Below are 23,363 nucleotides of genomic sequence, written 5' to 3' on the forward strand. Positions count from 1 at the left end.
TACGGTTGACGCATGGAGACCCTTGGTGCAACCGACATTCGGTACCGGACCTTCGGGGACGGCGGGGAAAAGATCGTGCTGCTGCACGGCGGGATGCAGACGTCCCGCAACTTCACCCGGCTCGCGTTGTCGCTGGCCACAACCTTCACCGTGTACGTGCCGGACCGCCGCGGCCGCGGTCTGAGCGGTCCGGTCGCCGACGACTACGGGCTGGCCCGCGAGATCGACGATCTGGGGGCGGTGCTCGACCAGACGGGGGCGGGCAACGTCTTCGGGCTCAGCTCGGGCGCCGTGATCGCGCTGCAGGCCGCGCTCGCACTGCCGCAGATCCGGCGGCTGGCCGTCTACGAGCCGCCCCTCTGGCACGACACGACCAACCCGGTCAGGTGGCGGCCCCGCTTCGAGAAAGAGCTCGCCGCCGGGCGTACGGCGGCCGCCTTCGTCACAACCGTGAAAGGCACGGGTGGTCTGCGCTTCGTGCCCCGCGCCGCGATCACCCCGCTCGTGCGGCTCGGCATGCGGCTCGACGCGCGCGGCCAGCGGCCGGTCGACTACACGCCGTTCGGGCGTCTCGTACCGACCATGCGTCAGGACGCCACGGTCGTCGAACAGTCGGACGGGCCGCTGACCCGGTACGCCGCGGTGCAGGCCGAAACGCTCCTGCTCGGCGGTGAGCGCTCCCCGGCGTACCTGAAAAGGGTCTTGAACGGCCTGGAACCCGTCCTGCCGCACGTGCGGCGGGTGACGCTGAGCGGCGTGGGGCATCTCGCGGCCGACAACCGGGGCCGGCCGGAACTGGTCGCGGCGGAACTGCGGAAGTTCTTCCGGTGAGGCTTGCGTAGACTGACGTTCCGTGAGCCTCACCATCGGAATCGTCGGCCTGCCGAACGTCGGCAAGAGCACCCTCTTCAACGCCCTGACCAAGAACGACGTGCTCGCCGCGAACTACCCGTTCGCGACGATCGAGCCCAACGTCGGAGTGGTCGGGCTGCCCGACGAGCGCCTCGGCCGGCTCGCTGAGCTGTTCAGCAGCGAAAAGATCCTGCCCGCCCCGGTGAGCTTCGTCGACATCGCCGGCCTGGTCCGCGGCGCGTCCAAAGGCCAGGGCCGCGGCAACGCGTTCCTCGCCAACATCCGCGACGCCACGGCGATCTGCCAGGTCGTGCGCGCGTTCTCCGACCCCAACGTGCTGCACGTCGACGGCAAGGTCGCACCGGCCGACGACATCGAGACGATCAACACCGAGCTGATCCTGGCCGACCTCCAGACGGTCGAGAAGGCGCTGCCCCGCCTGCAGAAAGAGGCCAAGCTCAAGAAGGACCGGGCCCCCGTCGTGGCCGCCGCCGAAGGCGCCTTCAAGGTCCTCAACGACGGCGTGACCCTGCACAAGGGCGCGGCCGCCGCCGGCGTCGAAGTCGAGCTGCTGGGCGAACTGCACCTGCTGACCACGAAGCCGTTCATCTACGTCTTCAACGTCGACGAGGACGAACTCAACAACACCGCGTTCCTCGACGAGATGCGCGCCCTGGTCGCCCCGGCCGAAGCCGTCTTCATGGACGCCAAGATCGAGTCCGAGCTGATCGACCTCCCGCCGGACGAGGCCCAGGAGTTGCTCGAGTCGACGGGCCAGACCGAGCCCGGCCTCAACCAGCTCATCCGGGTCGGCTTCAACACGCTGGGCCTGCAGACCTACCTGACCGCGGGCCCCAAGGAAGCGCGGGCCTGGGTGATCCCGGTCGGCGCGACCGCCCCCGAAGCCGCGGGCGTCATCCACAGCGACTTCCAGCGCGGCTTCATCAAGGCGGAAATCGTCTCCTTCGACGACCTGATGGCCGCGGGCTCCATGTCGGCCGCCAAGGCAGCCGGCAAGGTCCGCATGGAAGGCAAGGACTACATCATGAAGGACGGCGACGTGGTGGAGTTCCGCTTCAACGTCTGACGCGGTCGGCGTCCCCGGCTCAGCTCTTGCGGCCGGGGACCAACCTGTCGAGATCGAGTTGAATGGCGAAGGGCAGAGAGCTTCGTAGCTCGTGGCGGTAGATGCCGGTCGGTGCGTATGACCGGGTCGGCTCGTCGAGTTCGTAGGCGTGAACCGCAGGAGTCGCGTCTTCTTCGTCGATGCGCCAGTAATGCTTGATGCCAGCTTCTGCGTACTTCCGCAACTTGACCGTCCGATCGCGGTGAGCGGATTCCGGCGACACGACCTCGATGACCAGAAGCACCTGGTCAGGTGTGTAGAACGTTCGATTCGGATCGTAGGGCGCCGTGATGACGAGGACGTCCGGCTCCGGGCGATTCCGCTCGTCGAGCCGGATCGTCATCTCTCTCCACCTCGATGCCGTCCGGCGCTTGTTCCGCCAGGAGAAAAGCCAACGCTGTGACGATCCTGGCGTGCCAGGAGCGTTGGGGCGACATCATGAAGACAAGAGCTCCATCGATGAGTTCGGTGTGGCGGGGAGCTTCGGGCAGGTGGTCGAGGTCATCGGCGAACCAACCCTCGAGCCGGGGCGGCCGCATCCACTCGGGCACCGCAGTCATGGCGTCACCGTAGCACTCTGTGATGACGATCTCGCCGTCATCGTCTCCGCCCTCAGAGGGTCACTACCGAGCGGGCGCCCTCGCCGCGGGACATGCGGTCGAAAGCCTCGGGGATCTCGGGCAGGGTGATGCGGTCGGTGATCAGGTGGTCCAGGGGGAGGCGGCCCGTCAGCACGTCGTCGGCCAGGCGGGGGATCTCGAGGTCGAAGTCGGCGGAGCCGTAGACCGAGGAGCGCAGGGTGCGGGCCGACGAGAAGATGTCCAGGGCGGACAGTGACACCTGGTCGTCGTTGGAGCCCATGCCGACCACTGTCACTTTGCCGCCGCGGCGGGTGGCGCGCCAGGCGGCTCGGATCGTGGCGGCGCGGCCCACGCACTCGAAGGCGTGGTCGGCGCCGCGGCCCGACGTACGGCCTCGGATGTCTTTGGACAGGGTGTCGGAGGAGACCACGAAGTCGGTGGCGCCCGCGGCTTCGGCCAAGCTCTTCTTGGCCTCGGTGACGTCGACCGCGATGACCTGGCCGGCGCCGGCGGCTCGGGCGGCGGCGACGACGGAAAGGCCCACGCCGCCCAGGCCGATGACGACCACCGACTCGCCGGGGCGCACCTGGGCCGTGTTGCGCACGGCGCCCGCGCCGGTCAGCACGCCGCAGCTGAGCAGGGCGGCCAGTTCCAGCGGGAGGGCCGGCGGGACCTTGATCACGGCGTTTTCGGGGGCTACGACCTGCTCGGCGAACGCGCCCAGGCCGAGAGCCACGTGCACCGGCACGCCGTCCAGGGTCACGCCGTTCTCCAGTGACGCCACACCCGACGACGTGGAGCACAGCCACGGCTCGCCCTGCTCGCAGAACCAGCACGTGCGGCAGGCGGGCTGCCAGTTGAGCACCACGTGATCGCCGACCGCGGCCCGCGTGACGTGCGCGCCCACCTCGACGACCTCGCCCGCCGCCTCGTGCCCGAGCACCAGCGGGAACGACGGGCGGATGGTGCCGTTGACCATGGACAGGTCGGAGTGGCACACCCCGGCCGCCCGCACCCGTACGCGGACCTGGCCCGGGCCGACCTCGGGCAGCCGCAACTCGGCCACGCCGGGTCGCGCGCCCGCTTCGGTGAGCACCAGGCCGTTGAAGTACGCCGTCATCTCTGGATCGCCTTCACCTGCTGGAACTCGGCGAGGCCGTGCTCGCCCAGTTCACGTCCGACACCTGACTGCTTGTAGCCACCGAACGGCGCCCGCGGGTTGAACGCGCCGCCGTTGATGTCGACCTGACCCGTACGCATGCGGCGGGCCACCGACAACGCGCGTTCCTCGGAGCCCCACACGCCGCCGGCCAGACCGTACTTGGAGTTGTTGGCGATCGCCACGGCCTCGTCGTCGGACGCGAACGGGATGATCGACAGCACCGGGCCGAAGATCTCCTCCTGGGCCAGCTCGCTGCCGGGGTCGACGTCGGCGAAGACGGTCGGCGCGACGAAATATCCCTTCTCCGGAACGGGGGAGTCGCCTGCCACCTGCCGCGCCGAGGCCCGGGAGATGAATCCCAGCACCCGATCGCGTTGAGCGGCCGAGGCCAGCGGCCCCAGCCGGGTCGACTCGTCGAAAGGATCACCGACGGTGTAGCCCCCGGCGGTCTTGGCGGCCAGCGCGACGGCCTCGTCGTAGTGGCTCTGGTGCACGAGCATCCTGGTCCACGCCGTGCAGGTCTGGCCGGAGTTGAGGTACGCGTTGCCCACTCCCACTTTCACCGCCCGTACGAGGTCGGCGTCTTCCAGGATGACGTTGGCCGACTTGCCCCCGAGCTCGAGCGCGACCTTGGCGATGCGGTCGGCGGCGGCGTGGGTGATGGCCCGCCCTGTCGCCGTGGAACCGGTGAACGAGACCATGTCGACGTCGGGGTGCCCGGCGATGGCGGCGCCGACGACCGGACCCGTGCCCGTCACCACGTTGAGCACGCCGGGCGGCAACTCGGCCTCCGCGGCCGCGTCGACCAGCAGGAACGCCACGAGCGGGGTCAGCTCGCTCGGCTTGAGCACCACCGTGCAGCCGGCGGCCAGGGCGGCGGCCACCTTGGCCACGACCTGGTGCAGCGGATAGTTCCAGGGGGTGATCGCGCCGACCACCCCGATCGGCTCGCGCTCGATCAGCGAGTTGCCGACGGTTTCCGGCCCGGGGAGAGACAGATCCGCGTACGAGCGGAGGACCGTGAGCGGCAGGCCGGCCTGCACCGCTTTGGCGATCTTGAGGGGCGTGCCGAGTTCGAGTCCCACCGTACGAGCGATGTCGCCCGCGCGGGCCGAGAGCGCGGTGTGCAGCCGGTCCAGGTGAACGAACCGGTCGGGTGAGACGGACCAGCTCGCGAAGGCCGCCCGGGCCGCCGCGACCGCGCGATCGACGTCGGCGGCCGTGCCCGCGGGCACGTGGGCCAGCACTTCCTCGGTAGCCGGGTTCTCCACCGCGATCGTCTCGGCGGAGTCGGGCGCGACCCACTCCCCGCCGATGTAGAGGTGCTTGCGGTCGAGCGATGTCATCAGCGGGTCCCCATCTCGTATCGGGCCGTCAGGCCGGTGATCAGCAGGTCCAGTCCGAGTTCGAAGGCGCCCTCGTCCACGGCTTCATGATGCTCCGCCAGGCGGGGGGCGTGGCCGAGGTGTGGATAACGGTCGTACAGCTGGGGGTCGACGTCGAAGCCGAGCGCGAACGATCCCAGCGCCGAACCGGTGACCAGGTAGCGCATGAGCGCGCCGATGTGCGTGGCCCGCGCGTACGACCAGCCGGCGTCGACCAGGGCGCCGTACACGGCCTCGGCCATGGCCAGACCGCCCGGACGCCGCCCCGGACCCTGGGCCAGCACGGGCACGATGTTGGGGTGGGCGGAGAGCACCGCGTGGTAGGAGCGGGCCCAGCGCCGCAAAGCCTCGTCCCACGGGAACGTCCCGAACGCCGACACGTCGACCTGTTCGATCACGGCGTCGGCCACCGCGTCCACTATGTCGGACTTGGTGGCGAAGTGGTTGTAGAGGGAGGGGCCCTGCACGCTCAGCTCGGTGGCGAGCCGGCGGGTCGAGAGCGCGTCCAGGCCCTCCGCGTCGACCAGGGCTGACGCCGCCTCGACGATCCGTTCCCGGGTCAGGAGGGCCTGCCGTGGCCGGGCCATGCGATCTCCCTCATCTGAGAAATGTGCACTGGACGCGCTAAAACTTACACCGCTAGTTTAACGGCATGGACTTCTCGCTCACCGACGAGGAACGCGCGATTCGCGACACCGCCCGCCAGTTCATCACCCGCGAGGTCATGCCGCTGGAGCAGGAGGCGCTGCTCCGCGAGCGCCGCCACGAGCCCGGCCTCGACCGCAGCGAACTGCGCGAGCTACAGCTCAAGGCCAAGAAGTTCGGCTTCTGGGGTCTGTCCACACCGGAGGAATACGGCGGGATGAACCTGCCGGCCGTCCTGCAGTCGCTGATCTGGACCGAGGTGGGCCGCACCTTCGTGCAGTTCAAATTCGGCGGCGAGGCCGACAACATCCTCTACTACGCCAATGAGCAGCAGAAACAGGAGTTCCTGGTCCCGACGATCGAGGGCGACCGGATCTCCTGCTTCGCGATCACCGAACCCGGGGCCGGCTCCGACGCGGCCAACATCAAACTCAGCGCCCGCCAGGACGGCGACGACTGGATCCTCAACGGCGAGAAGACGTTCATCACCAACGGCAACGACGCCGACTTCGTGATCGTCGTCGCGGTCACCGACCGGGAGAAGGGCGTCCGCGGTGGCGGCACCACGGCCTTCCTGGTCGACCGCGACATGGGCTGGCGCAGCGAGTTCATCCAGACCATGGGCGAGGGCGGGCCGGCGTCGCTGATCTTCGACGACGTACGGGTGCCCGCGCGCAACATCCTGGGCGAGATCGGCCAAGGCTTCGAGCTGGGCATGAAGTGGATCGGCAAGGGGCGCTACCTGATCCCCTCCAACGCGCTGGGCATCGCCGAGCGGTCGCTGGGCATGGCGGTCGACTATGCCAACACGCGCGAGACCTTCGGCCGGAAGATCGGCGAGAACCAGGCCATCCAGTGGATGATCGCCGACTCCGAGGTCGAGCTGGAGGCGGCCCGCTGGCTCATCCTGCGCGCGGCCTGGACCGTTGACCAGGGCGAAGACCCGCGGCACGCGTCGTCGATGGCCAAGCTTTACGGCGCCCAGATGGTCAACAACGTGGTCGACCGGGTCATGCAGATCCACGGCGGGATGGGGTACACCCGCGAGCTTCCGATCGAACGGTGGTACCGCCAGGTGCGACTCATGCGTATCTATGAAGGTACAGATGAGATGCAGCGCCTGATCATTTCCCGCGACCTGCTCCGCGGGTACACCAAGATCGGAGGGCACTTGGCATGACTGACTGCACCGGAGTCAGCGAAGCGGCCGTAGGGCCAGGAAGGCATGCCGGGGAGGCTCAGCATGACTGACTGCACCGGAGTCAGCGAAGCGGCCGTAGGGCCAGGAAGGCATGCCGGGGAGGCTCAGCATGACTGACTGCACCGGAGTCAGCGAAGCGGCCGTAGGGCCAGGAAGGCATGCCGGGGGAGGCTCAGCATGACGCAACTGTCGCTCGCCACCGTCCTGGCGGAGTCGGCCCGGAAATATCCCGACAAAATTGCCGTAATAGACAGCTTGACCACCGAGCGGATCACCTATCGCGACCTGTGGCAACAGACCTTGGCGTACGCGGGAGGTCTGCAGAGCCTCGGCATCGGACCCGGTGACGTGGTCGCGATCCAGATCCCCAACCTCGCCGACTTTCCCCGTGTCTACTACGCGGTGCTGGCGGCGGGCGCCACGATCGTCCCGATGCACCTGCTCCTGACCCCTGAGGAAAACGCGTTCGTCCTCCAGGACAGTGGCGCAAAGCTGCTCATCGCACACTCCAGCCAGCTGGAGAACGCAACGGCGGCCGCCAGGATCGCAGGAGTGAAGATCGCCTCGGTCGGTCCGCCCGTACCGGGAATTGACCGTCTGGAGGAAGCGGGGGAGAAACCGCTCAAAAGGTACGTCAGTCGCGAGGCCGAGGACGTGGCGGTCGTCTTCTACACGAGCGGCACCACCGGCAAACCCAAGGGCGCCCTGCTCACCCACCTCAACCTCGTGATGAACACGATGGTCAACGTCTTCGACATCCACGACCTCAACGACGACGACATCGTGATGGGCTGCCTGCCGCTGTTCCACACCTTCGGCCAGACCGTAGGCATGAACGGCACGTTCCGGCTGGGCGGCACGATAGTGCTGATGGCCCGTTTCACCGGCGAGGCCGCGATCCAGCTGATGGTCCGCGAGAACGTGACGATCTTCCACGGCGTCCCGACGATGTACATCGGCCTGCTCGAGGCCGCGGCCAAGGCCGACACCCTGCCCCAGCTGCGGCTCTGCGTGTCGGGCGGCGCGTCGCTGCCGGTGGCCGTGCTGGAGAAGTTCACCGAGACCTTCCACGCGACGATCTACGAGGGCTACGGGCTGTCCGAGACCTCACCCACGGCGACCACCAACCAGCCCGCGTTCGGCGCCAAGCCGGGCACGATCGGGCATCCGATCTGGGGTGTCGAGGTGGAGATCGCGCGGGCTGAGGTCGACGAGCGGATCGAGCTGCTCGACGACGGCGAGCTGGGCGAGATCGTGATCCGGGGGCACAACGTGTTCGCCGGCTACCTCAACAACCCTGAGGCCACGGCGGAGGCGGTCGTCGACGGCTGGTTCCGTACGGGGGATCTCGGGGTCAAGGACGCGGACGGCTTCATCTCGATCGTGGACCGCAAGAAGGACCTGGTGATCCGGGGCGGTTTCAACGTGTATCCGCGTGAGGTGGAGGAGGCGCTGGCCCGGCACCCGGCCGTGCAGCAGGTGGCCGTGATCGGCGTGCCTGACCCGGTGCACGGCGAGGAGATCTGCGCGGTGGTCGTGCCCGACCCGGGCGGTGTCACTGCCGAGGAACTGATCGACTGGTCGCGCGAGAAGCTCGGCAAGCACAAATATCCGCGGCAGATCCGGTTCGCCGAGACGCTCCCGCTGGGGCCCAGTTTCAAGGTGCTCAAGCGTGAGCTGCGCAAGACGTACGGGTCAGGTCAGCAGGGCGGGTAGTTCGGCGACGATCGGCTTGTCCGCGGGCAGCCAGTGCACGCTGTCCAGCTCGTCCTTGGCGAGCCAGCGCATGGACGTGTGTTCCAGCGCCCGCGGCATGTCGCCGTCCAGCAGCCGTACGGCGAAGACGCGCAGCACGGCCCGGCCGTGCGCCAGCGGCACGTCGGGGCCGACCCGGTCGCCCACCTCGACGCGGACACCCAGTTCCTCGACGCATTCGCGGGCCAGCGCCACTTGATCGCTCTCGCCCGGTTCGACCTTTCCGCCCGGAAACTCCCAGCGGCCGGCCACCTCGGGCGGGGCCGAGCGTTCGCAAGCCAAAACCCGACCATCGACGATGATCACCGCAGCCACGATGACTCTGCGTGACGTCGGCGTCTTGACGTGCTGTTTCGGCGGCATGAGATCAAAGTTTCCCACAAAACTTTGCCCGTCAGGGTGCCCGAGGCGTCCCGATCGTCACGCAAACACGTATATGTGGGCGTGGACATGCTTGCCGAGGAAGGCAAGACTGTGGGCACCGACCATGACGACACGGCGACAGTTTGGCCACAAGCCGGCAACGACGCCAAGGGGGGTGCGGCGATGCGGGTCAGAAGACAGCGGGTCAAGACTTCCGACTACCTCAGCGACGCGCTGACGCTGCTCAGCGGCTGGGAACGCGACGGTGTCCAGATCAAGCGCGAACTGGCGTGCGACGACAGTCAGCATGCCGCATTGACGGAACGGATCAAGGTGGCGGCGGACACACTTCGCATACGCCCGTCGATCCGGCGAACCAACGGTCACACTCAGATCTGTCTGGGTGACCGCGACGGCGACGCCATCACTGATGGTGAGGTTACCCTCGCGGCTCGGATCGAGGACTTCTACCGTACGGTGACGGCTCCGCATAGCTCTTGATCGCTACCCTCGGGTCCATGAGCGAAGTCATCTACGACAACAAGGGCCAGCTCCAGCAGATCGAGAGCGGCCTGCTCGACGGCGAACAGATCATCGCCGTGTACGACGCGGTGGGGGTCGGCACGGGCTTCATCGGGCTGACCAACCGGCGCGTGATCATCCAGGACAAGTCGTTCGTCGGCAAGCGCGTCGCGCTCACCAGCATCCCGTACTCCAAGGTGAGCAGCGTCAGCGTCGTCAGCAACAAGAGCTGGGCCGGTCAGTTCTTCTCCACCGGCACGATCGCCCTCACTGTCGGCACGCACGTCTACGAGGTCGAGTTCCGCGGCTCCGAGAAGACCCACCACGTGCACAACGTGATCCTGCACTACGCCAGTTAGAGCACCCGCGTGGGCAGCGGCGACTCGGTCACCGAACCGTCGGCCGCACGCACGAGCGAGTAACCCCGCGAGCCGGGCCGGTCGGCCACCACCTCGGCCAGCGTGGTGCCGCGATAGACCAGCCCGGCGCCGTCGTCGGTGGCGTAGCCGTCGCCGAGCGTGCCGTCGCCGATCAGCTCGTGCATTTTGGGCCGCCGCTGCTCCTCGGCGTCGTAGTGCACGCCGTTGGAGTAGGGCAGCCAGCCCAGCCCGCCGGTGAAGCCGCGCAGGTCGGGCCCGAAGCTGTCGGTGCTGCCGCCCTGATGCCAGCAGATCGAGCCGGCCGAGACGCCGCTCAGCACCACGCCCGACTGCCAGGCCTCGTGCAGGATCTCGTCGACGCCGTGCACCCGCCACACCGCGCACAAGTTGGCCACGCTGCCCCCGTGCACCCAGATGATGTCCTGCGCGAGCAGGTGGGCACGGATGTCGGCGACGTTGGGCATCGGGAACAGCTGCAGATGCGACGCCACGAACTCGGTGCCCGCGAACGCGCGGTAGTGCGCGCCGATGACCTCCTCGGGGTCGCCGCCGGCCTGCGTCAGCACGCAGATGCGGGGCCGCTCCGTCGCGTTCGCGAGCTCCGCGGCCAGCCGATGGATCTTGCCGGGCCGCCAGTCGTTGTGGCCGAACCGGCCGACCTCGAAGAACGCGCTGGTGGCCAGGATCGTGGGCTCGTCGGCAGTCACCGCACCATCATGGTGCATGCGTCGGCGGTGTCCAGCACGAGATCGGCCGCGATGTCGACGGCCAGCCGCACCTTGAGCGGGTCGCCTTCGAGCGCTGCGAAGGCCTGGTCGACCCGCTCGGCGAACCGCTCCGGCGCCCCGGGCAGCTGCGCCGTCGCGGCCACGGCGCCCTTCTCGTTGATCAGCCAGCGGCCGGCCGCGCCGTGCAGGGCGTGCGTGCACACGCCGACCATCCGGAACAGGCATCCGGCGACGTAGGCGGTGTCGGCCCGGCTGATGCCCTTGCGGGCCAGCGCCACCAGGAAGTCGGCCTCCCACAACCCGGCCACCAGGGCCTGCGACAGCGCGGGCGGAAACGTCTGCAGGTCGGCGCGCAGCCGGGTCAGCTCGCCGGCCGGGTCGCTCAGGATCTTGCCGAGGGCCAGTTCCCCCGCGTACGCGTGATCGGCGAACCCGAGCGGATGGCCGGCCTGCTGGTGGAACGCGTAGCGGCCCTGCTCGGCGTCGGCGATCACCCCGCGTACGCGGTCGAGGTCTCGATAAATGAAGTCGAGTGCGGCCCCGTCGACCTGCAGCCACCCGCCCCCGTCGACCCACGGCCCCCACCCGCCGGGCCCGGTGACCTGCGCCGAGTCCCCGGCCAGGGCCCGCGCGACCCGGCCCAGCTGGTCGAGGTCGAGCGGCTGGCGGTAGTAGAGGCCCAGGTCGGTGTCGGACTCGGGGGTGTGCGTGCCGCGGGCCCGGCTGCCGCCCAGCACCACGCCGACGATGCCGGGCACGCGCGCCACCTCGGCGGCGATCCCGGCCAGGCGGGCATCGCTCAGGCTCATGCGCGGGCCTCGATCAGAACCCGGGTGGCGTGCGAGACGAACATGCCCTTCACGGTGATCTGCTCGTGCACGGCCCGCAACCGGTCCCGGTATTTCCCGATGGTGAAACCGGGCACCGTCCAGACGACCTTGCGCAGGAAATGTGCGACCGCGGCGACGTCGTAGAACTCCAGCCGCAGCCGTTCGGCCTCCAGGCGCACGACCTCGAGCCCGGCGGCCTCGGCGGCGGCCCGGATCTGCTCGGGATGCTGCCGGTCGGGCGGTGGCAGCGGGCCCAGCATCGCCTCCGAGAGCTCACGGTTGCTGCCCGCGCCGATCTGCTGCGACAGGAAGACCCCGCGCGGGGAGAGGATGCGCGCCGTCTCGGCCCACCGGGTGTTTACCGGGTGGCGGCTGACGACCAGGTCGAACGCGCCGTCGCGGAACGGCAGCCCGTCCGTCGCCACCACGTGGGGCACCCGCGTGCGCGCGGTCACCGGCATCCAGGCCTCGGTGGCGACCAGCGTCCCGGTGGCATGCGCCTTGTTGATCGCGTACGCGTAGACCTCGCCCCCGCCGGTCTGCACGTCCAGGGCCCGGGCGGCGTGGGTGAGCCGCTCGGCGACCAGGCCGGCGTACCCCCAGGAGGGTCGCTGCTCGGTGGCCCGGCCTTCGAACCAGGCGAAGTCCCAGCCGTCGAGCGGCACGGCCGCGGCCTCGGCGAGCAAGGCGTCGAAGTCGTTCACTCGGGTGAGTCTGCGACCGGCTCCTTCGGTGTGCAATTCATTTGCGGCAGCCCGCCCGCGGTGTCGCCGCTGAGCAGCGTGATGTCCTGGTCGAGCACGCTGACCGAGCCGTCCAGGGCCGGTGTGCTCTTCTCCGGGCAGGCTTTACGCCCGAGCGGCACGCAGAGGTAAATGCGCCTCTCGTCGCAGCGGTCGTCGTCGAACGGACGGTCGAAGTCGCGCCGGGAGCCGAATGCGATCACGCGGTGCTGCGGCTGCCGGGTGACGGTGGTGTCCATGAGCTTGCGGTCGGTCTCCCGGCCGTCGGTCAGCGTCACCAGGTAGCGCAGCGTCTCCTCCCCGGCCACGCCCGCCGCCTGCACCTTTCGAACCCCCCGAGGCAGGGAGGGGTCGCGGACGAACCGGGTCTGGAACGGGACCTCGCGCGTCTCGAACTCGGTGCGCGTCGTGATCTGCGCTTGCGACGGGGCCGCGGCGGTGCCCGAGTTCGAGTTCGTGGCAGCGGGCGGCTTCTGTACGGCCGGTGGCGCGATCGGCTTGGCCGGGGCCTGCCGCGGAGTGCCGGGCTCCGCCTTCGGCGCGCGGGTGGCCGTACGGTCGGCCTTGTCGGAGACGCGCGGGACGCCGGCGGCGCCTCCAGCCGCGTGCCCGGCCGCGACGGGCGGGGGGTCGACGGCGAGCGCCGCCGGCGGGGGCATGGGCACACTGCCGGGCTCGGCGGTGACGAGGCCCGGGTCGGACTGGGCGGCGGCCGTCCCGGTGCCGGTGCCCGCGGCCTGGCCCACCGAGGTCACGATCCGGGGCGCGGCGGGGCCGTCCTCGGACAGCACGGCGAACCCGGCGACCCCGCCGCCGATCGCGAGGAGCAGCGCACTCGTGCCGGCCGTCATGCGTACGCCGAACGGCAGCCGGGCCCACCAAGACTTTCGTGGCATTTCGAGCAATTGCTGAAGAGAGTCACTAGTTGTCTGGTTTTGCACCCAAGCATTGTGCGCCGCGACCCCCGCGATGCAAGCATCTGCGGGGGCCGCGTTGTGCTTTACGCCCTTTTCGGGCGGACTTGCGTTACCTTCAGGCGGCCTGGCGAACCGTCTCGAGCGCCTTGCTCCACGTCACCGTCTGGTCGAGAACGGCGGTGAGGGCCTGCTCCTGACGCTCGCTCGGCAGGAAGGTGCTGTAGTTCTCGAAGTCGGTCGCGAGCGACAGCAGAACCTGGGCGCGCACGTCGGCCAGCATGAGCTCGCCGGCGATCAGGCGCAGGTGCTCGACGGCACGGGCGCCACCGACCGAGCCGTAGCCGACGAAGCCGACGGCCTTGTTGTTCCACTCCGCGAAGAGGAAGTCGATCGCGTTCTTCAGGGCGCCCGAGGTGGAGTGGTTGTACTCCGGGGTGACGAAGATGAAGCCGTCGAACGAGGCGATCTTCTTGGCCCACTCGATGGTGTGCGGCTGGCTGTACTGACCCATCGACGGCGGGATCGCCTCGTCGAGGTGGGGCAGGTTGTAGTCGAGGAGGTCGACCAGCTCGAACTCGGCGTCGGAGCGCTTGGCGGCGACGTCGTAGACCCACTTGGCCACGGCCTCGCCGTTACGGCCCGGGCGGGTGCTGCCGAGGATGATTCCGATCTTGGTCATGATCTTCCTTGCCTTTGGGGATGTCGCGCTGGGTGTGTCCTTGCGCTCTAACTTGCTTCGTCAAACAACTATTCCGGCATGCGCGGCCTACGATCAATGTCATGTCCGCCACATCACCCGATCCGGGACTGCCGCCGGGTCTCAACGCGCTCTCGGAGAGCGAAGAGGCGGTCATGCGGGCCTTCGGACGCATCCTGCTCGTCCTCCCGCGCGCGATGAACGCCGACCTCGAAGCCGAACAGCGCATGTCGCTCAGCGAATACAGCGTGCTGCGACACCTCTCAGAGTCGCCGCACCGCCGCATGCGGATGAGCGAATTGGCCCAGGCGTGCGACATGTCACTCAGCGGCATGACCCGGCTGGCCGCCAAACTGGAGACGCTCGGCTTCGTCAAACGCGTCAAATGCGACGAGGACGCCCGCGGCTGGAACGCCGTGCTGACCGACAAGGGGCTGGCCCGCCTGCGGGAGGCCTGGCCGGCTCACCTGAGCAGCGTGCGCCGGCACATCTTCGACCACCTGGGCGATCTAGACCTCGACGCGCTGGCCAAGACGCTCAACAAAATCGCCGGAGATGCCTAGCCCGTACGAGGTGAGGGCCGCATCAAGCATGCGTTCCTGCTCGGCTGCGGGATAGTGCGACGGGTCGGCGGCGGCGAACGCGGCCACACCCTCGGCCATCGCGATCAGGCCCAGCGCCACCGGCTCGACCCGCTCGCGCGGCCACTCCGGGGCGGCCGTCGCGACCAGCCGCTCGACCCGTTCCCGCCACGACCGGTTGTGGCGCCGGTGCATCGCGATCAGCTCGTCGTCCGACACCGCGGCGGCCAGAAAACCCACCCAGACGACGCTGTCGGTGACGGTCTCGGGGTCGGTCGCGAGCCCCCGGTGGAGGACCGCCCGCAGCGCCTCCCGCGGCGAGGCGGCGTCGGCCTCGAGGGCGTCGACGCGCGCCCGGCTCTTCTCGTGCAGCAGCTCACGCGCGTGCAGCAGCAGCGCGCGCCGGTTGGGGAAGCGGTGCATGACCAGCCCGGTCGTGCACCCGGCGGCCGCGGCCACCGCCCGCACGGTCAACTTCTCCAGACCCTGCTGCGCCAGCACGTCCCACACCGCGCGCGACAGCGCTTCCCCCTGAGCCGGCCGATCCGCCGTCCTAGTCATGCGCACCAGCGTAACAGGTGTTACCGTAACAAGTGTTATGTCGCCGTCTCGCTCGGGGGAAACCATGACCACCATCGAGGAACGCCCGTGGGACGACCCGGCAGGGGCCGACCTGCGCCGGGCCCAGCAGGCCGAACTGGACCTGCGCTACGGCTCCGGCAACCACGAACCCGGCCCGCTCCCGTCAGCCGCCGACATCGACGTCTTCCTGGTCGCCGTCACCGCCGACGGCCAGCCCCTCGGCTGCGGCGCCCTGCGCCGGCTGTCGGAGGACAGCGCCGAGATCAAACGCATGTACGTCACCCCGCCGGCCCGCGGCACCGGCGTGTCCACCGCCATCCTGCGCGCCCTGGAAGCCGCCGCCCTGACCCGAGGCTGGACCACGATGCGCCTGGAAACCGGCCCCGGCCAGCCCGATGCGATCCGCTTCTACGAACGCGAGGGCTACAAGCAGATCCCCCTCTACGGCCACTACATCGGCTCAACCATCTCCGTCTGCTACGAACGGACGCTCTAAGGCTCGCTTTCCAGCACCCGGTCACCTCCCGCCGGCCCATGTCGGAGATGACCGCCGTGAATCGGTGCGCGGCCGGCGTGAACTCGATCCCGAACGACTTCAGCGCCTCGCGCTCGCTCCGGTTGTTGGCGGGCCTTGAGCGTCGCGTCGCGGCCTGATCGTTCAGCTCCCTGGCCGGGGTCGCCACGATCGAAGCTGCCGCTCCCACTTGTCACCCTGCACGATCGGCGGCGCGTCCTCTAGCAGCGACGCCTCGGCCAAGTAAGCGACGATCGTGACGTGCGCGCCCCGGAACGCGTTCAGCTCGACCCCGTACCAACGCGACGCCACCGGCCGCTGAGCGATGAAGACCGCGGCCCGCGACCGCTCCGAAGCGACGCGCCGGCCGCACTGGCGGCCCCGGCCGCGATCGGCAACGGCCGGAAGGGTGAGGCGGACAGGGTGTGCGACTGTCGCCGCCACCAGGGGATTCAGGATGTCGGGCGTGGTGGGGTGGTTGCTGGTCGTGGGCGTGACCGCCGCGTTCGGTGCTGTCTTCTGGGTCGGCGAGCGGCTGATCGGGCGCGACGGCCGCGAGGAGATCGAGCAGATGTGAGGCGACGCCGTGGGGTAGGACCTAGGTATGCGTCCTGCGGCTGGTGAGGTTCTGCATTTCAGTGAGGATCCGACTATCACGCGGTTCGTGCCGCATGTGGCACCGACGTCGGCGGAGGCGGAGGCGTACGTCTGGGCTGTCGGGTTTGATCGTGCGCCCGATTACTGGTTTCCCCGGCAGTGTCCGCGGGCCATGGCCTGGGTGGTCGACGGCACGTCCGATGTGGATCGGGAACGGATCGTCGGGGCCGGGTGCGGGGTGCGGGTGCACGCGGTCGAGTTCGGGTGGCTGGAGGCGATGCGTACGGTGAAGCTGTTTGCCTATCGGTTGCCGGCGCAGCCGTTCCGGCCGATCGCGTCTCCGGGGTCGGCGCCGCATGCGATGGTCGCCACCGAGGCGGTGGAGCCGTTGGGCCCGCCCGGCCCGGTGGGCGACCTGTTCGCGCTGCACGCCGAGGCCGGCATTCAGCTGCGCGTGCTCGGCAACCTCTGGTCGTTCTGGGACGAGGTCACCGCGAGCACGCTCGACTTCAGTGGGATTCGGCTGCGGAACGCTCAGCCGAGGCCAGCAGCGCGGTGATCGTGCGGTTGAGGCGGGCCCGGGCCGCGGTGACCGACAGGTCCATGTTCTCGCGCCACGTCGACCATGTCGGCCACATGCTGACCGCGGTCAGCGCGTCGAGCAGTTCTTCGTTGTCTTTCACCTGCTCGGCGAAGAGTTCCGTGAGTTCGTCGCGGACGCGTTTGACGTGCATGCGGCGGTAGCGGCGCAGTGTCTCGGAGAACGGTTCCTTGATGGCGGCCGCCTTCGCCGTGGGGCCGATCTGTTCGAGCAGGCGGGCCCGTTGCCGGCAGTAGGCGTCGATGCGGTCGGGCAGGGGCAGGCCGGGTGAGATCGGCCGGTGGGCGGCGTCGCGCACCTCGAGCACCCGTTTGCCGCTGGCCGTGAACAACGCCTCCATGTCGGCGAAGTGGCTCCACAGCGCCCGCAGCGAGACGCCGGCCGTCTTGGCGATGCGGTCGGCTGTCGGTCGCAGGTCGCCTTCGCCGATCAGCTGCAGGTGGGCGTCGACGATGGCGTTGCGGGTGCGTTCGGATCGGGCCGTGCGCCCGTCGACGCGCTGCTGTCCAGTCACGATGTGGCGCTCCGGTAGCGGTTCAGCTCACGCCGGGCCAGCGAGCGCTTGTGCACCTCGTCCGGGCCGTCGGCGAGCCGTAGCGTACGCGCCCCGGCCCACAGCGCCGCGAGTGGTGTGTCCTGGCCGACGCCGGCGGCGCCGTGGGTCTGGATGGCCTTGTCGAGGATCCACTCCACGGTCTGCGGCACGATGATTTTGATGGCTTGGATCTCGGTGTGCGCGCCCTTGTTGCCGACCGTGTCCATCAGCCAGGCCGCCTTGAGCACGAGCAGCCGGGCCTGTTCGATGCGCACCCGCGACTCGGCGATCCAGTCCTGCACCACGCCTTGCTCGGCGAGCGGCTTGCCGAACGGGGTGCGGGAGAGCGCACGGGTGCACATGAGTTCGAGGGCTCGTTCGGCCATCCCGATCAGCCGCATGCAGTGGTGGATGCGGCCGGGGCCCAGGCGTGCCTGCGAGATCGCGAATCCGCCGCCCACTTCGCCGATCACGTTCGACTGCGGGACCCGTACGGCATCGAACAGCACCTCGGCGTGTCCGCCGTGATCGCCGTCGGTGTAGCCGAAGACCGTCATGCCCCGCTTGACTGTGAGCCCGGGGGTGTCGCGCGGGACCAGCACCATGCTTTGCTGCAAGTGGCGGGCGGCGTCGGGGTCGGTCTTGCCCATCACGATGAAAATCTTGCAGTTGGGGTTCATGGCGCCGGTGATGTAGAACTTACGGCCCGTGATGACGTAGTCGTCGCCGTCGCGTTCGATGCGGGTGCCGATGTTGGTGGCGTCGGACGAGGCGACCTGCGGCTCGGTCATCGCGAAGGCCGAGCGGATCGTGCCGTCGAGCAGCGGCCGCAACCATTGTTCCTGCTGCGCGGGGGTGCCGAATTCGGCCAGCACCTCCATGTTGCCGGTGTCGGGGGCGGCGCAGTTGAGCGCGGCCGGGGCGATCGCGGGGCTGCGCCCGGTGATCTCGGCCAGCGGGGCGTACTGCAGGTTGCTCAGGCCGACCCCGTGCTCGCCGGGCAGGAAGAGGTTCCACAGACCGGCAGCTTTGGCGGCCGCCTTCAGACCTTCCAGTACGGGCGGGGGAGACCAGGAGTCGCTGTGAAAGTCCGCTTCCGCCGGGTAGACGTGCTCGTCCATGAAGGCGAGCAGCCGCTTGCGGTAGTCCTCGGTCGTGGGGTCGAAGCCGAAGTCCATCAGTGTCCCTCCAGCGCCTCGTGGCCGCGCATGACCAGCGGGCCGACCATCTGGCCGATCGTCTCGAAGCCCGCGCCCACGGTCTGGCCCTGAACGTATCGGTAGTGCACCCCTTCGAGAATCACCGCCAGCTTGAATGCGGCGAATCCCACGTACCACTGCAGATCGCTCACGTCGCGGCGGCTGCGTTCGGCGTATCGGGCGCCCAGCTCGGCCAGGCTCGGGTGGCCCGGCACGCGCAGCGGCGCCTTCGGTTTGCCGTCGGTGGCCACGTTGAGCGGCAGATCCGCGTAGACGAACATCAGCGCGACGTCGCTGAGCGGATCGCCGAGCGTCGACATCTCCCAGTCGAGCACGGCGTTGACCTGCAGTTCGTCGCCGATCAGCACGTTGTCGAGGCGGAAGTCGCCGTGCACGACAGTGCCCGGGCCGCCGGTCGGGATGTCGACGGCGAGCCGGGCGTGCAGCTCGTCGATGCCCGCCACGTCGCGGCTGCGGGACGCGTCGAGCTGCTTCTTCCACCGGTTGACCTGCCGCTGGTTGAAGCCTTCGGGCCGCCCGAAGTCGGCCAGGCCGATCGCCGCCGGGTCGAGTGCGTGCAGTTCGGCCAGGGTATCCACAAGCGACAGAGTGAGGGTGCGCATGGCCTCGGGGCCGAGCGCCTCCAGGTCGGTGATGTCGCGGTAGATCTTCCCGTCGACGTGTTCCATCAGGTAGAAGGGCGCTCCGATCACGTCGGTGTCGGTGCACAGCAGCACCGGGCGGGGCGCCGGGAACCCGGCCTTGGCCAGCGCCTCCAGCACCTTGTGCTCGCGGGTCATGTCGTGCGCGGTGGGCAGCACGTGACCGAGCGGCGGACGGCGCAGCACCCAGCGCTGCTTGCCGTCGGTCACCGCGTACGTCAAATTGGATCGTCCGCCGGCGAACATCTGGCCCGTCAGCTCGCCGCTCTTGAGATAGGCCTGCAGGCGGGACAGGTCGAGACCCTTCACCGGGGGCCGCCCTCGAACGCGCGCTGCATCTTGTTCATGCCGCCGAGCCAGCGGTCGGTGTCGGAGGCGCGCAGCCGGTAGAACTCGGCCACCTCCGGATGCGGCAGGATCAGGAAGCTGTCGCCCGCGAGCGCCTCGTCCACCTTGGCCGCGACCGCGTCGGGTTCCAGCGCGCTCTCGGCCAGCAGGGCCGCGCTCGCGCTGCCCCGGGCGTTGCCGCGAGTCAGCATGTCGGTGCGCACGCCTTGCGGGCAGAGCGCTTGCACGACCACACCCCGATGCCCGTACGTGGCCCGCAGCCATTCCGCGTACGCCAGCGCGGCGTGTTTGGTGACGGCGTAGGGCGCGCTGCCCAGCAGCGACAGCAGCCCGGCCGCGCTCACCGTGATCACCAGCCGCTTCGGCTCGCCCTGATCGAGCCAGCGGGGCAGCAAGGCGCGGGTGACGTAGACGTGCGACATCATGTTGACCGCGAAGTCGCGCGTCCACACCTCGTCGGGGGTGTTCTCGTCGCCGGCGCTCAGCACGCCCGCGTTCGCGCAGAACAGGTCGATGCCGCCCAGTTCGGCCCAGGCCGTGTCGATCAGCCGGCGGGTGTCGTCCTCGTTCGCCGCGTCGCCCGGCACCGGCAGCCCGCCGATCTCGCTGGCCACCGCCTCGGCCGCGGCCGGGTCGAGATCGTTGACGATCACCTCGGCCCCCTGGGCGGCGAACCGGCGGGCCAGCGCCGCGCCGATCCCGCCGCCGGCGCCGGTGACCACGACCCGCTTCACTGCATCTTCCCGGTCAGCGTGACGCCCCCGTCGAGCACGAGGGTCTGCCCGGTGATCCAGCCCGCGTCGGGCGAACTGAGGAAGGCCACCGCGCCCGCCACGTCTTCCGGCACGCCCAGCCGGGCCAGCGGATAGCCCGCCGAGACCTGCTCCTCGCGCCCCTCGAACAGGGCCGACGCGAACTTGGTCTTGACCACGGCCGGGGCGACCGCGTTGACCCGCACCTTGGGGGCCAGCTCGACGGCCAGTTCCTCGGTGAGGTGGATCAGCGCGGCCTTGGTGACCCCGTAGAAGCCGATGCCGGGCGCGGGGCGCACGCCCGAGACCGACGAGATGTTGACGATCGAGCCGCCCTCGGTCAGCCCGCCGCGCAACGCCTCCTGCACCCAGCCCAGGGTGCCGACCACGTTGACCTCGAAGATCTTGCGAGCCGCGCCCAGGTCGAGCCCGGCCAGCGGGCCGTACACCGGGTTGATGCCGATGTTGTTGACCAGCGCGGTGACCGGGCCGAACTGCCCGAGCACGGTGTCGACGACCGCGGCCCGGTGATCGGGATCGTCACCCTTGCCGGCCACGCCGACCGCGACCGCGGCCCCGCCCAGGTCCTTGGCCGCCGATTCCAGGGCCGCCGCGTCACGGCCGGTGATGCACACCTTGTAGCCGTCGGCCACGAAACGTTGCGCGATGGCGAACCCGATTCCCCTGCTGGCCCCGGTCACGATCGCCACTTGGTCCGCCATCGGCGCTCCCTCGCTCGTTACTGATCAGTTCGGTCCCGCGGTCCACCCTATGCAGCGGGGATGCCGTTCGCTGGCGGGGCCACCGCGGCGGCCTCGTAGACCTCCACCGCGCCGTCGCCGTCGTCGGTGCGGTACGGCTTGCCGAAATACTTGGCCACGCCGCCCTCGATGGTCGTCAGCTGCTCACCGCCGTACCCGGAGTGGTCGCCGGCCGAATAGCGCACGGGCACCAGGCCGGGCCCGGTGAAGCCGCCCTTCTTGACCGCCTCGATGATGCCGTCGCGGGTCAGGTCCTTGCCCGCCGACTGCAGCGCCTGGACGAACAGGTACGCGACGGACATGCCGTACACGACGTTGTTGTCCAGCTCGGCGCCGTTGTTGTACTCCTTGTTGACCTTTGTGTAGAGCTGGATCCACGGGTTGGCCGAGTCGTTGGCCAGCGGCAGGTAGTTGGCCGCGACGACCCCCTCGAGCAGCGGCGCGGCGGCGCCCAGGGTCTTGGCCAGCGTGGCCGGGTCGGAGCCGACGTTGCTCACCACGAACTGCGGCTTGAACCCGATCTTGGCGGCGGTGCCGATCGACAGCGCGGTGAAGCCGGGCACCGTGGCCAGCACAACGACCTGACAGGCGGCCGCCTTGAGCGCGCCGATCTGCGGCCCGACGTTCGGGTTGCTGGTCACGTACGACTGTTTGGCCGCGACGGGGCCGAGCACCTTCTCGATCCCGGCCAGGCTGTCCCGCCCGAAGTCGTCGTCCTGCCCCAGGAAGCAGACCTTCTTGCCCGCGTACGTCTCCTTGACGTGCGTGGCCAGGATCTTGCCTTCGACCGTGTAGTCCGGGTTGAAGCCGAAGGTGCCCGGATACTTGTCGGGCTGGTTCCAGCTGCGGCTGCCGCTGGCCACGAACAGGTCGGGGACCCGGTTGGTCTTGAGGAAGTCGAGCACGCCGCTGTGGGTCGGGGTGCCCAGCCCGTTGAGGATCGCGAACACCTTGTCCTGCAGCACCAGCTGGCGCACGACCTGCTGCGTGTTCGCCGGGTTGTAGCCGTCGTCCATGATCTTGTACGTGATCTTGCGGCCGTGCACGCCGCCGTTCGCGTTCACGTAGTCGAAGTAGGCCTTGGTAGCCGGAGCAATCTTGGAATAGCCGGCGGCCGCGGGGCCGGTGAGCGGCATGTGCGTGCCCACGACGATCTCGGTGTCGGTCACCCCGGGCGTGTCGGCGCTGCCGCTGCTGCCTCCGCCGCCCGAGTTGCTGCAGCCTGCCGCGGCCAGCAGCACGGCGGCAAGGACGGTCGCTGTGCGTTTCATCAGTGGCCTTTCTTTTTGAAGGGGATGCGCAGGGACGCGAGCCCACCCGGCGCGGCGAGCATGACGACGACGAGAACGACGCCGAAGAACGTGAGCGCGAGATTGCCCTCCAGCCGCTGCGAGCCGGCCGCCTCGCCGATCTCGTGCGCCACCGCGGGCAGGGCCACCAGCAGCACCGCGCCGATCAGCGCGCCCGACAACCGGCCCAGGCCGCCGATGACGATCGCCATCAGCAGGAACAGCGACAGGGTGAGCGGGAAAGCGCCGGGGGAGACGCTCTGGGCGATGACGGCGAACAGGGCCCCGGCCAGACCGGCGCACGCTGCGGAAACCACAAAAGCCGCGACCTGCGTACGGGCGACGCTGATGCCCGCCAGGCGAGCCGCGGTCTCGTCATCCCGTACGGCCTTCATGTCCCGCCCGAACCGGCCGCGCGTCAGCAACGCCAGCACCAGCACCGTGAGCAGCGCGCCGCCCCAGCACAGCCAGGCCTGCCACTGCTCGTTCGTCATCGACTCGGGCGGCGGGTTCAGCATGACCGACAGGCCCTGGTCGCTGTTGAACGTCTCGTCGAACGTGCTGGTGATGCTGGGCACGACGACCGCCACAGCAAGAGTCAGGCCGGCCAGATAGGGACCGCGCAGGCGGGCGGCGGCCAGGCCGATCACGGCGCCGACCGCGGTGGTGACCAGGATTGCGACCAGGATGCCGACGGGCAGCAGGTTGAACTTGTTCTGCCAGAGCGCGAGCGTGTACGCCCCCGTGGCCATCAGGGCGCCGTGGCCCAGGGAAAGCTGTCCGTTGAGTCCGGTGAGGACGGTCAGGCCGGCGGTGACGCAGAGGTACGCGCCCACGGTTGCCAGCTGATACGTGCGGAACGGCGGGAGCGTGTACGTCAGGGCGACCACGATGACGGCGCCCACGACGACGACGATCCACGGGCTCAGTCGGGTTCGCTGCCGGTGGGCGGCTTTCTTGGTGGCGGCCCGATCCTGGAGGGCGGTCATACGGTCCTCGCTTTCGATCGGGTCCGGTTTTCCGTCAGACGCTTCATGCCGCTCCGGCCTTCGATC

27 protein-coding genes are annotated in these 23,363 nt (G+C 69.4%); 9 read left to right on the forward strand and 18 right to left on the reverse strand.

The features are described from left to right. Positions 1 to 12 precede the first annotated feature (12 nt). Positions 13 to 831, forward strand: coding sequence for an alpha/beta fold hydrolase (locus tag BKA14_RS34845; protein ID WP_184955009.1), 819 nt, complete (start codon positions 13 to 15; stop codon positions 829 to 831). A 22-nt stretch (positions 832 to 853) separates the two neighbouring features. Then, positions 854 to 1,939 carry a redox-regulated ATPase YchF gene (ychF, locus tag BKA14_RS34850; RefSeq protein ID WP_184955010.1) on the forward strand — a complete coding sequence of 362 codons (1,086 nt, stop codon included), beginning with the start codon at positions 854 to 856 and terminating at the stop codon, positions 1,937 to 1,939. Positions 1,940 to 1,958: 19 nt separating this feature from the next. Here ychF and BKA14_RS44540 read toward each other — a convergent pair whose 3' ends face one another. From BKA14_RS44540 to BKA14_RS34870, 4 genes are all read right to left on the reverse strand, one after another. Next, positions 1,959 to 2,321, reverse strand: a complete 363-nt coding sequence (locus BKA14_RS44540) for a Uma2 family endonuclease (RefSeq protein ID WP_239092571.1) — start codon at positions 2,319 to 2,321, stop codon at positions 1,959 to 1,961. Positions 2,322 to 2,590: 269 nt separating this feature from the next. Continuing rightward, positions 2,591 to 3,679, reverse strand: a complete 1,089-nt coding sequence (locus BKA14_RS34860) for an alcohol dehydrogenase catalytic domain-containing protein (RefSeq protein WP_184955011.1) — start codon at positions 3,677 to 3,679, stop codon at positions 2,591 to 2,593. After that, positions 3,676 to 5,067, reverse strand: a complete 1,392-nt coding sequence (locus tag BKA14_RS34865; protein ID WP_184955012.1) for an aldehyde dehydrogenase family protein — start codon at positions 5,065 to 5,067, stop codon at positions 3,676 to 3,678. The genes BKA14_RS34860 and BKA14_RS34865 overlap by 4 nt, the downstream gene beginning before the upstream one ends. Then, complete coding sequence (locus BKA14_RS34870; protein WP_184955013.1) at positions 5,067 to 5,693, reverse strand: TetR/AcrR family transcriptional regulator; 627 nt, start codon at positions 5,691 to 5,693, stop codon at positions 5,067 to 5,069. Before BKA14_RS34870 ends, BKA14_RS34865 begins: the two co-directional genes overlap by 1 nt. A gap of 65 nt (positions 5,694 to 5,758) precedes the next feature. Here BKA14_RS34870 and BKA14_RS34875 point away from each other — a divergent pair, with 65 nt between their 5' ends. Next, positions 5,759 to 6,931 carry an acyl-CoA dehydrogenase family protein gene (locus BKA14_RS34875; RefSeq protein WP_184955014.1) on the forward strand — a complete coding sequence of 391 codons (1,173 nt, stop codon included), beginning with the start codon at positions 5,759 to 5,761 and terminating at the stop codon, positions 6,929 to 6,931. Positions 6,932 to 7,129: 198 nt separating this feature from the next. Continuing rightward, positions 7,130 to 8,668, forward strand: a complete 1,539-nt coding sequence (locus BKA14_RS34880; protein WP_184955015.1) for a long-chain-fatty-acid--CoA ligase — start codon at positions 7,130 to 7,132, stop codon at positions 8,666 to 8,668. Here the strand turns inward: BKA14_RS34880 and BKA14_RS34885 are convergent. Continuing rightward, on the reverse strand, positions 8,648 to 9,070 hold the full coding sequence (locus BKA14_RS34885) for a (deoxy)nucleoside triphosphate pyrophosphohydrolase (RefSeq protein WP_184955016.1): 423 nt from the start codon (positions 9,068 to 9,070) through the stop codon (positions 8,648 to 8,650). The two genes, BKA14_RS34880 and BKA14_RS34885, sit on opposite strands and share 21 nt — an antisense overlap. A 183-nt stretch (positions 9,071 to 9,253) precedes the next feature. Between BKA14_RS34885 and BKA14_RS34890 the strand changes: the two genes are divergently transcribed. Both BKA14_RS34890 and BKA14_RS34895 read left to right on the forward strand, forming a co-directional pair. After that, complete coding sequence (locus BKA14_RS34890) at positions 9,254 to 9,571, forward strand: 4a-hydroxytetrahydrobiopterin dehydratase (protein WP_184957145.1); 318 nt, start codon at positions 9,254 to 9,256, stop codon at positions 9,569 to 9,571. A 17-nt stretch (positions 9,572 to 9,588) separates the two neighbouring features. After that, positions 9,589 to 9,951, forward strand: coding sequence for a PH domain-containing protein (locus tag BKA14_RS34895; RefSeq protein ID WP_184955017.1), 363 nt, complete (start codon positions 9,589 to 9,591; stop codon positions 9,949 to 9,951). On the opposite strand, the gene BKA14_RS34900 is transcribed toward BKA14_RS34895, so the two are convergent. The 5 genes from BKA14_RS34900 to BKA14_RS34920 form a co-directional block, all read right to left on the reverse strand. Then, positions 9,948 to 10,679, reverse strand: a complete 732-nt coding sequence (locus BKA14_RS34900) for a Type 1 glutamine amidotransferase-like domain-containing protein (RefSeq protein WP_438861925.1) — start codon at positions 10,677 to 10,679, stop codon at positions 9,948 to 9,950. The genes BKA14_RS34895 and BKA14_RS34900 overlap by 4 nt on opposite strands. Then, a complete protein-coding gene (locus BKA14_RS34905) occupies positions 10,676 to 11,509 on the reverse strand; it encodes a nucleotidyltransferase domain-containing protein (RefSeq protein WP_184955019.1) in 834 nt (277 codons plus the stop codon). The genes BKA14_RS34900 and BKA14_RS34905 overlap by 4 nt, the downstream gene beginning before the upstream one ends. Next, the gene (locus BKA14_RS34910; RefSeq protein WP_184955020.1) at positions 11,506 to 12,234 is read right to left on the reverse strand and encodes a class I SAM-dependent methyltransferase; all 729 of its coding nucleotides are present in this window, start codon (positions 12,232 to 12,234) and stop codon (positions 11,506 to 11,508) included. Before BKA14_RS34910 ends, BKA14_RS34905 begins: the two co-directional genes overlap by 4 nt. After that, a complete protein-coding gene (locus BKA14_RS34915) occupies positions 12,231 to 13,169 on the reverse strand; it encodes a G5 domain-containing protein (protein WP_184955021.1) in 939 nt (312 codons plus the stop codon). The genes BKA14_RS34910 and BKA14_RS34915 overlap by 4 nt, the downstream gene beginning before the upstream one ends. A 136-nt stretch (positions 13,170 to 13,305) precedes the next feature. Further along, positions 13,306 to 13,869 (reverse strand): NADPH-dependent FMN reductase, encoded by a 564-nt coding sequence (locus BKA14_RS34920; RefSeq protein WP_184955022.1) that lies wholly within the window; start codon positions 13,867 to 13,869, stop codon positions 13,306 to 13,308. A gap of 101 nt (positions 13,870 to 13,970) precedes the next feature. Between BKA14_RS34920 and BKA14_RS34925 the strand changes: the two genes are divergently transcribed. Continuing rightward, positions 13,971 to 14,450 (forward strand): MarR family winged helix-turn-helix transcriptional regulator, encoded by a 480-nt coding sequence (locus BKA14_RS34925; RefSeq protein WP_184955023.1) that lies wholly within the window; start codon positions 13,971 to 13,973, stop codon positions 14,448 to 14,450. Here BKA14_RS34925 and BKA14_RS34930 read toward each other — a convergent pair. After that, on the reverse strand, positions 14,397 to 15,029 hold the full coding sequence (locus tag BKA14_RS34930) for a TetR/AcrR family transcriptional regulator (protein ID WP_184955024.1): 633 nt from the start codon (positions 15,027 to 15,029) through the stop codon (positions 14,397 to 14,399). The genes BKA14_RS34925 and BKA14_RS34930 overlap by 54 nt on opposite strands. 64 nt (positions 15,030 to 15,093) lie before the next feature. Between BKA14_RS34930 and BKA14_RS34935 the strand changes: the two genes are divergently transcribed. Then, on the forward strand, positions 15,094 to 15,546 hold the full coding sequence (locus BKA14_RS34935) for a GNAT family N-acetyltransferase (protein WP_184955025.1): 453 nt from the start codon (positions 15,094 to 15,096) through the stop codon (positions 15,544 to 15,546). 622 nt (positions 15,547 to 16,168) lie between these two features. Further along, positions 16,169 to 16,720, forward strand: coding sequence for a DUF6886 family protein (locus BKA14_RS34940; protein WP_184955026.1), 552 nt, complete (start codon positions 16,169 to 16,171; stop codon positions 16,718 to 16,720). On the opposite strand, the gene BKA14_RS34945 is transcribed toward BKA14_RS34940, so the two are convergent. Genes BKA14_RS34945 through BKA14_RS34975 form a run of 7 tightly spaced genes read right to left on the reverse strand, consistent with a single transcriptional unit; the run spans position 16,671 to position 23,297 of the window. After that, entirely contained in the window at positions 16,671 to 17,276 is a 606-nt protein-coding gene (locus BKA14_RS34945) for a TetR/AcrR family transcriptional regulator (protein WP_184955027.1), read from the reverse strand. The two genes, BKA14_RS34940 and BKA14_RS34945, sit on opposite strands and share 50 nt — an antisense overlap. After that, positions 17,273 to 18,475 carry an acyl-CoA dehydrogenase family protein gene (locus BKA14_RS34950; RefSeq protein ID WP_184955028.1) on the reverse strand — a complete coding sequence of 401 codons (1,203 nt, stop codon included), beginning with the start codon at positions 18,473 to 18,475 and terminating at the stop codon, positions 17,273 to 17,275. Before BKA14_RS34950 ends, BKA14_RS34945 begins: the two co-directional genes overlap by 4 nt. Further along, on the reverse strand, positions 18,475 to 19,467 hold the full coding sequence (locus BKA14_RS34955) for a phosphotransferase family protein (RefSeq protein WP_184955029.1): 993 nt from the start codon (positions 19,465 to 19,467) through the stop codon (positions 18,475 to 18,477). The genes BKA14_RS34950 and BKA14_RS34955 overlap by 1 nt, the downstream gene beginning before the upstream one ends. After that, a complete protein-coding gene (locus tag BKA14_RS34960) occupies positions 19,464 to 20,240 on the reverse strand; it encodes an SDR family oxidoreductase (protein WP_184955030.1) in 777 nt (258 codons plus the stop codon). The genes BKA14_RS34955 and BKA14_RS34960 overlap by 4 nt, the downstream gene beginning before the upstream one ends. Continuing rightward, a complete protein-coding gene (locus BKA14_RS34965) occupies positions 20,237 to 20,980 on the reverse strand; it encodes an SDR family oxidoreductase (RefSeq protein ID WP_184955031.1) in 744 nt (247 codons plus the stop codon). Before BKA14_RS34965 ends, BKA14_RS34960 begins: the two co-directional genes overlap by 4 nt. 47 nt (positions 20,981 to 21,027) lie before the next feature. Continuing rightward, positions 21,028 to 22,290: an ABC transporter substrate-binding protein gene (locus tag BKA14_RS34970; RefSeq protein WP_184955032.1), complete on the reverse strand. Its 1,263-nt coding sequence runs from the start codon at positions 22,288 to 22,290 to the stop codon at positions 21,028 to 21,030. After that, positions 22,290 to 23,297, reverse strand: coding sequence for a branched-chain amino acid ABC transporter permease (locus BKA14_RS34975; protein WP_184955033.1), 1,008 nt, complete (start codon positions 23,295 to 23,297; stop codon positions 22,290 to 22,292). Before BKA14_RS34975 ends, BKA14_RS34970 begins: the two co-directional genes overlap by 1 nt. Between the last annotated feature and the right edge of the window lie 66 nt (positions 23,298 to 23,363).

This window comes from Paractinoplanes abujensis (genome assembly GCF_014204895.1).
Taxonomy (GTDB): domain Bacteria; phylum Actinomycetota; class Actinomycetes; order Mycobacteriales; family Micromonosporaceae; genus Actinoplanes; species Actinoplanes abujensis.

What these genes read in the sequence shown, in the direction of transcription:
- BKA14_RS34845 (WP_184955009.1), top strand. Translation starts at nt 13, where the DNA reads ATGGAGACCCTTGGTGCAACCGACATTCGGTACCGGACCTTCGGGGAC.
- BKA14_RS44540 (WP_239092571.1), bottom strand. Translation starts at nt 2,321, where the DNA reads ATGACGATCCGGCTCGACGAGCGGAATCGCCCGGAGCCGGACGTCCTC.
- BKA14_RS34860 (WP_184955011.1), bottom strand. Translation starts at nt 3,679, where the DNA reads ATGACGGCGTACTTCAACGGCCTGGTGCTCACCGAAGCGGGCGCGCGA.
- BKA14_RS34865 (WP_184955012.1), bottom strand. Translation starts at nt 5,067, where the DNA reads ATGACATCGCTCGACCGCAAGCACCTCTACATCGGCGGGGAGTGGGTC.
- BKA14_RS34870 (WP_184955013.1), bottom strand. Translation starts at nt 5,693, where the DNA reads ATGGCCCGGCCACGGCAGGCCCTCCTGACCCGGGAACGGATCGTCGAG.
- BKA14_RS34875 (WP_184955014.1), top strand. Translation starts at nt 5,759, where the DNA reads ATGGACTTCTCGCTCACCGACGAGGAACGCGCGATTCGCGACACCGCC.
- BKA14_RS34880 (WP_184955015.1), top strand. Translation starts at nt 7,130, where the DNA reads ATGACGCAACTGTCGCTCGCCACCGTCCTGGCGGAGTCGGCCCGGAAA.
- BKA14_RS34885 (WP_184955016.1), bottom strand. Translation starts at nt 9,070, where the DNA reads ATGCCGCCGAAACAGCACGTCAAGACGCCGACGTCACGCAGAGTCATC.
- BKA14_RS34890 (WP_184957145.1), top strand. Translation starts at nt 9,254, where the DNA reads ATGCGGGTCAGAAGACAGCGGGTCAAGACTTCCGACTACCTCAGCGAC.
- BKA14_RS34895 (WP_184955017.1), top strand. Translation starts at nt 9,589, where the DNA reads ATGAGCGAAGTCATCTACGACAACAAGGGCCAGCTCCAGCAGATCGAG.
- BKA14_RS34905 (WP_184955019.1), bottom strand. Translation starts at nt 11,509, where the DNA reads ATGAGCCTGAGCGATGCCCGCCTGGCCGGGATCGCCGCCGAGGTGGCG.
- BKA14_RS34915 (WP_184955021.1), bottom strand. Translation starts at nt 13,169, where the DNA reads ATGCCACGAAAGTCTTGGTGGGCCCGGCTGCCGTTCGGCGTACGCATG.
- BKA14_RS34920 (WP_184955022.1), bottom strand. Translation starts at nt 13,869, where the DNA reads ATGACCAAGATCGGAATCATCCTCGGCAGCACCCGCCCGGGCCGTAAC.
- BKA14_RS34925 (WP_184955023.1), top strand. Translation starts at nt 13,971, where the DNA reads ATGTCCGCCACATCACCCGATCCGGGACTGCCGCCGGGTCTCAACGCG.
- BKA14_RS34930 (WP_184955024.1), bottom strand. Translation starts at nt 15,029, where the DNA reads ATGACTAGGACGGCGGATCGGCCGGCTCAGGGGGAAGCGCTGTCGCGC.
- BKA14_RS34935 (WP_184955025.1), top strand. Translation starts at nt 15,094, where the DNA reads ATGACCACCATCGAGGAACGCCCGTGGGACGACCCGGCAGGGGCCGAC.
- BKA14_RS34940 (WP_184955026.1), top strand. Translation starts at nt 16,169, where the DNA reads ATGCGTCCTGCGGCTGGTGAGGTTCTGCATTTCAGTGAGGATCCGACT.
- BKA14_RS34950 (WP_184955028.1), bottom strand. Translation starts at nt 18,475, where the DNA reads ATGGACTTCGGCTTCGACCCCACGACCGAGGACTACCGCAAGCGGCTG.
- BKA14_RS34965 (WP_184955031.1), bottom strand. Translation starts at nt 20,980, where the DNA reads ATGGCGGACCAAGTGGCGATCGTGACCGGGGCCAGCAGGGGAATCGGG.
- BKA14_RS34970 (WP_184955032.1), bottom strand. Translation starts at nt 22,290, where the DNA reads ATGAAACGCACAGCGACCGTCCTTGCCGCCGTGCTGCTGGCCGCGGCA.
- BKA14_RS34975 (WP_184955033.1), bottom strand. Translation starts at nt 23,297, where the DNA reads ATGACCGCCCTCCAGGATCGGGCCGCCACCAAGAAAGCCGCCCACCGG.